Source organism: Dermacoccus sp. Tok2021, assembly GCF_019895135.1.
Taxonomy (GTDB): Bacteria; Actinomycetota; Actinomycetes; order Actinomycetales; family Dermatophilaceae; genus Dermacoccus; species Dermacoccus abyssi.
Map to the genome: position 1 here is coordinate 1 of NZ_JAGTHU010000041.1, position 10,401 is coordinate 10,401.

The 10,401-nt window shown below is 69.1% G+C and carries 10 protein-coding genes; 3 read left to right on the forward strand and 7 right to left on the reverse strand.

Annotated elements, in window-relative coordinates:
- Window positions 1–94 precede the first annotated feature (94 nt).
- From K9D12_RS14560 to K9D12_RS14575, 4 genes are all read right to left on the reverse strand, one after another.
- The gene (locus K9D12_RS14560; protein WP_187035766.1) at window positions 95–1,228 is read right to left on the reverse strand and encodes an Mrp/NBP35 family ATP-binding protein; all 1,134 of its coding nucleotides are present in this window, start codon (window positions 1,226–1,228) and stop codon (window positions 95–97) included.
- 99 nt (window positions 1,229–1,327) lie between these two features.
- Complete coding sequence (locus K9D12_RS14565; RefSeq protein WP_370448500.1) at window positions 1,328–2,002, reverse strand: DUF1003 domain-containing protein; 675 nt, start codon at window positions 2,000–2,002, stop codon at window positions 1,328–1,330.
- Entirely contained in the window at window positions 1,999–3,306 is a 1,308-nt protein-coding gene (locus K9D12_RS14570; protein WP_223060575.1) for a magnesium transporter MgtE N-terminal domain-containing protein, read from the reverse strand. The genes K9D12_RS14565 and K9D12_RS14570 overlap by 4 nt, the downstream gene beginning before the upstream one ends.
- The gene (locus K9D12_RS14575) at window positions 3,303–3,947 is read right to left on the reverse strand and encodes a hypothetical protein (protein ID WP_052946713.1); all 645 of its coding nucleotides are present in this window, start codon (window positions 3,945–3,947) and stop codon (window positions 3,303–3,305) included. The genes K9D12_RS14570 and K9D12_RS14575 overlap by 4 nt, the downstream gene beginning before the upstream one ends.
- Window positions 3,948–4,205: 258 nt before the next feature.
- On the opposite strand from K9D12_RS14575, the gene K9D12_RS14580 reads away from it, so the two are divergent.
- Window positions 4,206–4,907 carry a L,D-transpeptidase family protein gene (locus K9D12_RS14580; protein ID WP_052946711.1) on the forward strand — a complete coding sequence of 234 codons (702 nt, stop codon included), beginning with the start codon at window positions 4,206–4,208 and terminating at the stop codon, window positions 4,905–4,907.
- Window positions 4,908–4,986: 79 nt separating this feature from the next.
- Here K9D12_RS14580 and K9D12_RS14585 read toward each other — a convergent pair whose 3' ends face one another.
- Window positions 4,987–6,489, reverse strand: coding sequence for an aminopeptidase P family protein (locus K9D12_RS14585; RefSeq protein ID WP_225911345.1), 1,503 nt, complete (start codon window positions 6,487–6,489; stop codon window positions 4,987–4,989).
- 215 nt (window positions 6,490–6,704) lie between these two features.
- On the opposite strand from K9D12_RS14585, the gene K9D12_RS14590 reads away from it, so the two are divergent.
- Window positions 6,705–8,063, forward strand: a complete 1,359-nt coding sequence (locus K9D12_RS14590) for a threonine/serine exporter ThrE family protein (RefSeq protein ID WP_223060577.1) — start codon at window positions 6,705–6,707, stop codon at window positions 8,061–8,063.
- 6 nt (window positions 8,064–8,069) lie between these two features.
- On the opposite strand, the gene K9D12_RS14595 is transcribed toward K9D12_RS14590, so the two are convergent.
- Both K9D12_RS14595 and K9D12_RS14600 read right to left on the reverse strand, forming a co-directional pair.
- Complete coding sequence (locus K9D12_RS14595; RefSeq protein WP_223060578.1) at window positions 8,070–8,891, reverse strand: hypothetical protein; 822 nt, start codon at window positions 8,889–8,891, stop codon at window positions 8,070–8,072.
- Window positions 8,892–8,914: 23 nt separating this feature from the next.
- Window positions 8,915–9,421: a hypothetical protein gene (locus tag K9D12_RS14600; protein ID WP_129662582.1), complete on the reverse strand. Its 507-nt coding sequence runs from the start codon at window positions 9,419–9,421 to the stop codon at window positions 8,915–8,917.
- 24 nt (window positions 9,422–9,445) lie between these two features.
- Between K9D12_RS14600 and K9D12_RS14605 the strand changes: the two genes are divergently transcribed.
- A complete protein-coding gene (locus K9D12_RS14605) occupies window positions 9,446–10,297 on the forward strand; it encodes a PHP domain-containing protein (protein ID WP_223060579.1) in 852 nt (283 codons plus the stop codon).
- Window positions 10,298–10,401 lie beyond the last annotated feature (104 nt).

Consider the following 10,401-nt stretch of genomic DNA (forward strand, 5'->3'; position numbering starts at 1 on the left):
CCCCCCCCCCCCCCGCCCCCCCCCCGCCCCCCCCCCCCCCCCCCGCCCCGCCCCCCCCCCCCCCCCCCCCCCCCCCCCCCGCTTCGTGTTCGCTTTACTTGCGGTTCGGGGTGAGGCCCAGGCTGCGGCCCGCCAGGCCGCGCGCACGCGTGCCGAGGCCCTTCGCGATACCGCGCAGCGCCACTGCGGCGGGGGAGTCGGGGTTGCCCACGACGACCGGCGTACCCGCGTCAGCGCCCTCACGCAGCGTCGTGTCGAGCGGAATCTGGCCCAACAGCTCGACCTTCGCGCCGATGGCCTGCGTCAGCGAGTCGGCGACCGTCTGGCCGCCACCCGCACCGAAGATCTCCTGACGCGTGCCGTCCGGCAGCTCCAGCCACGACATGTTCTCGATGACGCCGGCCACGCGTTGCTTCGTCTGCAACGCGATCGCGCCGGCGCGCTCCGCGACCTCCGCGGCAGCCTGCTGCGGCGTCGTCACGACGAGGATCTCCGCCGTCGGGATGAGCTGCGCCACCGAGATGGCGATGTCACCCGTGCCGGGCGGCAGGTCGAGCAGGAGGACGTCGAGGTCGCCCCAGAAGACGTCCGCGAGGAACTGCTGCAGCGCACGGTGCAGCATCGGGCCACGCCACACGACGGGCTGGTTACCGGGCACGAACATGCCGATGGAGATGACCTTCACGCCGTGGCTGTCCGGCGGCAGGATCATGTCGTCAACCTGCGTCGGGCGCTGCTCGACGCCGAGCATGCGCGGCACGGAGAAGCCGTAGATGTCGGCGTCCACGACACCGACCTTGAGGCCCTGCTCCGCCATCGCGGCAGCGAGGTTCGTCGTGACGGACGACTTGCCGACGCCACCCTTGCCGGAGGCGACGGCGTAGACGCGCGTCATGGAACCCGGCTGCGCGAAGGGCACCTCGCGCTCGGCCTGACCGCCACGCAGCTGCTCACGCAGGTCCTTGCGCTGCTCGTCGGTCATGACACCGAGCGTCACGTTGACGCCCGTGACGCCCTCGACGCCCATGACGGCCTTCGTCGTGTCCTCGGTCAGCTTCGACTTCAGCGGGCAGCCCGCGATCGTCAGAAGGATCGTGACGGCGACGTGGCCGCTCTCGGAGACGTCGACCGAGTCGACCATGCCCAGTTCGGTGATGGGCTTCTTGATTTCAGGGTCTTCGACCGTCGCGAGGGCAGCGCCGATGGCATCGAGAGTGGGAGTGGACATGCCATCCATCGTACGACCCAGTAGGAAGTGCTCATGCCGGGGCGACGTGGTGTTGCACACGTCCGCCTTGCCGCCCGGAGACGGCGGGAAGGACGCTGATCAGGCGCCGTCCTTGCGCCGCGGCTTGCGCTCGTTCTTCGAACGCTCCGCGCGACCGCCCGCCTCCTCCTCGTCGTCCTCCGGTGAGGCAAGCATGCCGCGCTCCTCCATCTCCTCCAGGAGCGAGCGCAGCTCGGAACGGACGAAGTCACGCGTCGCGGTCTCACGCATCGCGAGACGGAGCGAGGCCACCTCGCGGGTGAGGAACTCGGTGTCGGCGAGGTTGCGCTCGTCGCGTGCCCGGTCCTGTTCGAGACCGACACGGTCACGGTCGTCCTGACGGTTCTGCGCGAGCAGGATGAGCGGCGCCGCGTAGCTGGCCTGCAGCGACAGGATGAGCGTGAGCAGCGTGTAGTTGAGCGCACGAGGGTCGAACTGGGCCGATTCGGGCATGAAGGTGTTCCACGCCAGCCAGATGGCGACGAACAGCGTCATCCAGATGAGGAACGTCGCCGTGCCCATGAAGCGCGCGAACTTCTCGCTCGCGACACCGAAGTTCTCGGAGTCCATCGAGAAGCGCGGCAGCACACTCGCGCGCTTCTCCTGGGGCTGATCGAGGCGCCCCGTGCTCTCGCCGCGTTCGTCGCCGCGCATCTCGCGGCGCGCTTCCTTGAGAGCGTCGCGGCGCATCTCCTCGCGGTTGTCGCGACGTTCGTCCTTGCCGCTACGGCTCATGCGTCCACCCCCGGCAGCTTGCGGTCGTGGTGAAGGTCGTGGCGCTCCTCACGCCAGTCCTCGGGAAGGATGTGGTCGAGCACGTCGTCGACCGTGACGGCGCCGAGCAGGCGCCCGTTGTCGTCGACGACGGGCAGCGAGACGAGGTTGTACTGCGCCAGCGTGCGCGTCACCTCACCGAGAGGAGCCTCGACGTTCAGCGGGTCGATGGTCGAGTCGACGACGTTGCCGACCGGCGTGTGCGGCGGCTCGCGCAGCAGACGCTGCGTGTGCACCATCCCGAGGAAGCGTCCCGTGGGCACCTCGAGCGGCGGGCGCGCAATGAAGACGGCCGACGCGAGGGCCGGGTCGAGCTCCTCACGGCGCACGACGGCGAGTGCCTCCGCGATCGTGGCTTCCGGGCCGAGGATGGCGGGCTCGGTGGTCATGAGACCACCGGCGGTGTTCTCGTCGTAGGAGAGGAGGCGTCGCAGCGGCGCGGCGTCCTCGGGCTCCATCCGCTTGAGCAGGTCCTCGGCCGTCTCGGGCGGCAGGTCGCCGAGGAGGTCGGCGGCGTCGTCCGGTTCCATGGCCTCGAGGACGTCGGCGGCACGGTCGGTGCCGAGCGCGGCGATGATCTCGACCTGGTCGTCCTCGGGGAGCTCCTCGAGGACATCGGCGAGCTTGCCGTCGTCGAGGGCCGCGGCCACCTCGGCGCGCCGCTTCGGTGTGAGGTCGTGGATGACCTCGGCGAGGTCCTCAACGCGCAGGTCGTCGTACGCCTCGAGGAGTCGCTCGGCCGACTGCTCCTGGTGCTCGCGGTGCAGACCGAAGACGTCGCGGATATCGTGCAGGCTCGTCTTGCCCGCGCGTCGACGCGCCAGCCGGTTCATGGCCCGCGACGCGCTCGAGGCGCTGCCCGACTCACGCACGAAGACCTTCGTGATGTTCCAGTCGCGGCGCTGGTTCTGCTCCATCGACATGTCCTCGACCGTGCCGACGAACTCCTCCGCTTCGGGGTCGCGCACGGTGACCTGGCGGTCGAAGAGCTCGGCACACACGAGGGTCTCGTTGTGGCGCTGCTCGAAGCGGCGCATGTTGACGAGACCGGTGGTGATGACCTTGCCCGCGTCGATGGAGGTGACACGCGTCAGCGGCAGGAACACGCGGCGGCGCTGGACGACCTCGACGACGAGGCCGATGACGCGCGGGCTCGGGTTCTTGCCGAAGACGACGACGACGTCACGAACTCGTCCCACACGGTCTCCGAGCGGATCGAAGACGGTGAGGCCGACGAGGCGGGCGACGAAGACGCGGGTACTCACGGGCTCACCTTAGCCGCGCCGCCGTCGTCACCCGACCCGGCTTCCGGCGAAGCAGGACCGCTTTCGTTCGTCGCCTGTTCGTCGGCGCGTTGCGCGGCACGGTTCGCGCGCTCGGCGGCGGCCCGTGCGGAGCGGGTGGGCCCGGACGCCGGACGCCGGCCGTCATCGGGACGGTCACCGGGTGTCTGCTGCGCCGGGGTGGGTGTGTCGGATGTCGAGCCACTCTCCGCGGCTGGCGGCGGCAGCTTCTGTCCGCGCAGCACGACCGTGGTGAGGTCGGGAACGAGCCGCAGAACCGTGGCCTCCTCACGCCACCGAGCCACGATGTCGCCTCCGGGAGCGTTGAGACGCCCCACCTTGAGAGCGCCCGTGGCGGCTTCCCAATCGTCGTCCTCGGGCGAGACGACGGAGGCCTCCGCGTCGAACGCGACGAGGCGAGCGCGAGACTCCTTGGCCCGCGCGACGACGCTCGTACGCCCCACGTGGACGGGGCTGTACTGCTCACCCGGGCCCGTGACGACGTACGCGACACCATCGACGACCACGTGCCAACACGGTGCAGACCCGGCCGCGGAGGTGAGCCACAGCAACCCCGACTTCGCGAGGGCTTCGGCGACGAGACGGTCGGTGGGTGCACTCATGCACGCAGTATTTCATTGCGATTTCGTTGCAGGTGCTCGCTACACGGCTCCGGCGGCGGAGCCGCATCGGGTTTCTCTGGCATGATGGACGTTGGTTTGGATGGAACGACGTACGAGCACTGCAGGCGCGGTGTCGTCGACGGTTCGACGAACATCGACCTCTTGGGGAACCGGACGCCTCGCAGTTGCGTCATAGGTACGCGGGAGGGAAACCGCAGCGGCCGAGTGGTCGCCCGTTCCACGAGAAGGAGACGTGTCATGGAACACAACGAAATCAGCCGCCGCGGTGTCGTCGCGGGTGCTGCCGCCATGGGCGCACTGGCCGCCGTGGGTACCGGCGTGGCCACCAGCGCCTCCGCAGCCAACCCGGTTCTCAAGGCCGGTAGCCGCGGTTCGTCCGTCACCGCGCTTCAGAAGCGCCTCAACTCGCTCGGCTACTGGTGTGGCACGCCCGACGGTGTCTTCGGTGCACTGACGGTGCAGGCCGTCCTCGCCATCCAGAAGGTCGCCGGTCTCGGCCGCGACGGGGTCGTGGGTGCCAAGACGTGGGGCGCCGTCAACCGCGGAACCCGCCCGGGCAGCCGTCGCGGTGGTAACCGCATGGAGGTCGACAAGCGTCGCCAGATCGTCATGGTCGTGCGCGGTGGTTCGGTAAAGTACATCTTCAACACCTCCACCGGCAACGGTGAGCTGTTCACCTACTACGGCCGCAAGATCCGCGCGACCACGCCGTCCGGCGAGTTCCGCATCAACCGTCGCGGATCGAACGGCTGGGACTACGGCGCACTCGGTGGCCTGTGGCGCCCGTTCTACTTCAACGGTGGCATCGCCTTCCACGGCTCCGCGTCCATCCCGGCCTACCCGGCCTCGCACGGTTGCTGCCGCCTGTCCGTGTCGGCGCAGAACTTCCTCATCGCGAACCGCCTGCTCTACATCGGCGAGCCGGTCAGCGTCTACTGATCGCGGACGCTCCCACGATCGACGACGGCCCGTCACCTCCTCTCGGAAGTGACGGGCCGTCGCTCGTCCGGGCAGAACGTCAGCGGCTCCAGACGTCCTTGATCCAGGCCTCGACCTCGTCAGGCTCACGGGGAAGGGCCTTCGACAGGTTCTCGTTGCCGTCGGCCGTGATGAGCACGTCGTCCTCGATGCGCACACCGATGCCGCGGAAGCGCTCGGGGGCGAGCTCGTCGTCCGCCTTGAAGTACAGGCCCGGCTCGATCGTGATGATCATGCCCTCGCTGAGTTCGGCGTCCATGTACTCCTCCTTGCGCGCCAGGGCGCAGTCGTGGACGTCGAGGCCGAGGTGGTGGCTCGTACCGTGCACCATCCAGCGACGGTGGTACTGGCCGTTCTCCGGGTCGAGCGTCGCCTCGACGTCGACACCCTCGGGAAGAAGGCCCCACCCGTGCAGGCGCTCGGCGATGACGCGGATGGCCGCAGCGTGGACGTCGGAGAACTTCGCACCGGGTTTCGCGGCTGCGAAACCGGCGTTCTGTGCGTCGAGGACGGCCTGGTAGATCTCGCGCTGGGCAGGGGAGAAGGTTCCCGAGACCGGCAGCGTACGCGTCACGTCGGCGGTGAACAGCGAGTCGACCTCGACTCCGGCATCGATGAGGATGAGGTCGCCGGAGCGGATCTCGCCGGTGTTCTTGATCCAGTGCAGCGTGTTGGCGTGGTCGCCGCTCGCACAGATGGAGTCGTAGCCGACGCCGTTGCCGGCGTGACGCGCGTGGAGTCCGAAGACGCCCTCGACCCAACGCTCACCGCGACCGCGGTGTACCGCTTCCGGAAGGTCAGCGACGACGGCCTCGAAGCCACGTGCCGTGGCGTCGCAGGCCTCGCGCATCTGGCCGACCTCCCACGCGTCCTTCGTCAGGCGCGCGGTGGACAGGAAGCGTGCCAGCTCGGCGTCCTTGGCCTGGACGGCCTCGGTGGCCGCCTCGTCGAGGTGGGAACGCACCTGCTCGATCTGGGCGGTGACGTCGGCGTCGGCGTCGCGCACGACGAGGACGTCGACGGCGCCGGCGTCCTTCGCGACGGCGTCACCGAACTCGTCGAGGTGGCGGGCCGTCACGCCCAGTTCGTTCGACATGTCATCGAGCGTGGGTCGAGCACCCACCCAGAACTCTCCGTAGCGGCTGTCACCGAAGAACTCCTCGGTGTCGCGGCCTGCGAGGGGCTTGAAGAAGATCTGGGCTTCGTGGCCGCCCTCGGGGCGCGGCTCGAGGACGAATACGGCGTCCGGTTCACGATCGGCGCCCAGGCCCGTCACCCAGGCAAAGGCCGAGTGGGGACGGAACTGGTAGTCGCAGTCGTTGCTGCGGACCTTGAGTCCGCCTGCGGGGATGACGAGCCGTGCTTCGGGAAACTCCCGCGAGAGGGCCTCGCGGCGGGCCGGCGTGAAGTCCGCGACGGCCGCACGGGCCGTCGGCGTCATGTCGCGCGGCGCCCAGCCGGAGGCCACGAACTCGCGGAACTGCGCGCCGCCGGGGCGGCTTCGGTGCTCTGCTTGCTGCTGCTTCTCACTCACACCTCCCATTGTGCCTCTTCGCGCCGACACTGCGCCGGGTGGGCGGCTTGCCGACCCAGGGTGGGTATGCCGCACAATGACGGGTGGCTGATGGTGGATGCGACAAGGTGGTGAAAATGCCCGAGGGCACCATGCGTGGACGGCCCCAACGATCGACGCCGGGCGGTTCGACACGCGTGCGAGGACGAGCTCGATCGGTGCTGCGTCCGAGCGGTCCTCCGACGATGCCTATCGCGGTTCGGGGCGGGAGTGACTCCGTCTCGGAGTGGCACACCCGCGCCGTCATCGACTTCTGCCTGCGTCTGGGTGAGGCCATGCTCGTGACCGGGGCCTCCGTCGCCGACACGACAGCTGCCCTGTTGCGGGTCTGCCGCGCCTACGGCCTCTCGAGCGTCCACGTCGACATCACCTACACCTCCGTGACGCTCAGCATGCACCGCGGCGTGCACCGCGACCCCATCACCGTCATGCGCATCGTCAGTTCGATGGGTACGGACTACTCGCGCCTCGAGGCACTCCACTCCCTCGTGCGCGAGATCGGTGCCAGCGGCGGCGAGCCCGTCGACATCGAGGACAACCTCGGTGAGCTCGAACGCATCCTCGAGATGCCGCACTCCTACCGTCGCGGCGTCGTGACGGCAGCGTGGGGTCTCATGGGTGCCGGTGTTGCCATGCTTCTCGGTGGCGGTCTCATGATGATCCTCATCTCCGGTGTCGCCACCGCGCTCATCGACTACGTCCAGGTGCGGTTCGCGCGGATGGGGTTGTCGACCTTCTTCGGACAGGTCATCGGGGCGACCATCGCAGCCGGCATCGCGGTGGCATTGATCGTCATCCGCGATCACACCGGCGGCATCTGGTGGCTCGCACAAGTGCGCCCGAGCATCGTCGTGGCCTCGAGCATCGTGGTGCTGCTGGCCGGTATGTCCGTCGTCACCGCTGCGCAGGACACCCTGGACGGCTTCTACCTCACCGCCGGTGCGCGCACGTACGAGGTCATGCTGCTGACCGGCGGCGTCGTGGCCGGGGTTCTGCTCGTGCTGAGTCTCGCGCGTCGCATCGGGGTGAACCTGTACGTCATTCCCTCGGACGGGTTGGCGCAGAACGTCGTCGTCCAGATCCTCGCCGGAGCGCTGCTCGGCGGCGCCTTCGCCGTCTCGGCCTACTGCGCGCCCCGGGCGGTCCTCGTCTCGATCGTCACGGGTGGGGTCTCGTGGCTCCTCTTTGCCACGTTCAACATCCTGGGGGGCACCTCGCAGCCCGTTGCCTCCGGAATCGCGACCTTCCTCATCGGGTGTGCGGCACCGACGGTGGCGCGGCGACTGCACGTGCCAAGCATCGCAGTGACCGCCGCGAGCATTGTTCCCTTGCTGCCCGGTCTCGCGGTCTACAAGGGCATCATGTACTTCGTCACGGACAACGAGGACAACAACTGGGTCGACTCGTTCCTGCTGGCGATGCTCGTGGGGCTTGCGCTGTCGGTCGGCGTCTCCCTCGGGACGCTGCTCGGCCGTCAGATTTCCGCAGGCGCGGACTCACTCACCTCGAAGGTGTTGCGTCGCACCGTCCAGCAGACCGACTGACGCGCGTCACTTCGACGTCGACGACGCCGTGGGCTTCGTGGACGTGCTGCTCGAGGGTTTCGCCGAGCCGGTTGCCTTGCCGGACGAGGAGGGCGCCTTCGAGGACGAACTCGACGAGGAAGCTGTGCTCGACGAACTGGAGCTCGGCTTCGGCGGGTTGGACGTCGAGGTGGGAACGGGGGCCGGTGTCGTGCCGCTGGCGGTCGAACCCTTGTCGCCCTTCTTCGTCCACGTCAGGCCGGCGAGGAAGGACGTGAGGGTGGCCTCGTCACGCTTCGCGTCGGCCTGGGCACTCGTCAGCGTGATGACGTAGAGGGCTTTGTCGTGCGCCACCATCGTGTAGGTCCGCTGCAGTTCGACGTTCTTCTCCGTCGACTTGGCCGTGAAGGCCACCGACTTCTCACCCCCGACGGTGCGCTCGGGGAGCCGCTCCACGCTCGCGCCGTCCTGGCGAGCCTGCATCATCGCCATCTGGGCGGTCTGGTCGAGAGCCGGCGCGGGGGAGACCTTCGAGCGGGTGATCGCGATCGTGGGGGCGACGTTGTGAGCGACGGTGGCCGAGGAGAGGTAGGCGACGGCCTGGGCCTTCTTCGACAGGTTCCATCCGCTGGGCACCACGAAGTTGAAGACCTTGTCGGAACTCACGACGGCGCCGGGGCTCGGCGACGTCACCGGGTTCGGGTTGGGCGCAGCCGTCGTCGGCGACTGGGCACCGTTCGTGAACGTCGACGACGTCGGTGTGACGTCCTTCGGGTCGGCGCCCGAACTACAGGCCGTCAACGAGACGAGGGCTGCAGCGGTGAGGGCGGCGACGACGTGGCGAGGCATGAAATCCAGCCTATCGACGTGGCTCACGCGCCCTGGGAGCGACGCGCGGCGCACCGCGCGAGCCACGGCGTGACCGGCCTGCGCCACAGCAGATAGACGGCCGAGATACCGACGACGACGGTGACGAGACCCAGAAACGCTCCCGGGCCGAAGGAACGCACCGCGGAGAAGGCGAACGTGAAGGTGTAGACGGTGGCGAAGAGCGTCGCGAGAGGCCGTCCGCTGGTGCGACCGATGGCGCACAGCCGAGCGACCACGAGCCAGAGCGCCACGAACGTCACGCCGGTGCCGACACCGAACCAGTACGCCTGATCGGTGGCTCGCTCGAGCGCCTTGCCGTCGAGGGAGCGGTCGAACTCGTCGGCGAGGCGGGCCGTCTGGGCGCGGATACCCTCCCGATCGAGTGCCGTCGTGAGGGTCGACAACGCCTGGACGAGCGCGCCCGCAAGCATGAGCCACACCGCGTACCGCACGGGTTGGGGCATGGCCTCGCCGGTGGTCGTGTCGTCGTCGGAGCGGAAGGATTCCACGACGAGCAAGGCTAACGTGTGAACGTGCGTATCGACCTTCACACCCACTCCACCTGTAGCGACGGCACGACGACGCCGGCTGAGGTGGTCGCAGAAGCGGCTCGCTCCGGCCTCGACGTCGTCGCCCTCACCGATCACGACACGACGCGTGGTTGGGACGAGGCAGCCGCTGCCGCCCGTGAGCACGGCATCGACCTCGTGCCCGGCATCGAGGTCTCGTGCAAGCACGAGGGGATCAGCATCCATCTGCTTGCCTACCTCCCGCCCACGGACGGCGAACTGTTCGCCGAGCTCGAGAAGGCCCGCTCGTCGCGCCTCACGCGAGCGCAGCGCATGGTGGAGCGCTTGGGTGAGGACGTCGAGATCACGTACGAGCAGGTGCTCTCCGTCGCCGGTGCCGATGCGACCATCGGGCGGCCGCACATGGCGGACGCTCTCGTCGCGAACGGCGTCGTCGCGAATCGCTCCGAAGCGTTCGAGCGCTACCTCTACAACGGCAGCCCGTACCACGTCGGCCATTACGCGCTCGATCCCGTGCGCGCCGTGGAGTTGGTGCGCGCGGGCGGTGGAGTGCCTGTCATGGCGCACCCCTTCGCCGAATCGCGCGGGCGCATTGTCGACGAGGACGTCGTGCGTGCCATGGCTGACGCCGGCCTCGTCGGCATCGAGGCGCACCACCGCGACCACGATGTCTCACAGGTCGAGCGGGCGCTCGCGATCGCCCGGGAGCGTGACCTCGTCGTCACGGGCTCCAGCGACTTCCACGGAGCCGGCAAGCCCAACCGATTGGGGGAGAACACGACTGCTCCCGACCAGTACGAACGGCTGCTCGCCGCGGCTTCCGGCGGTACCGAGGTCGTGCGGGCCCGCCGCTGAGCCGTGTGATCGCGTCGTGAAGTGAAGCACGAACGCCGGGGGGGGGGGGGGGGGGGGGGGGGGGGGGGGGGGGGGGGGGGGGGGGGGGGGGGGGGGGGGGGGGC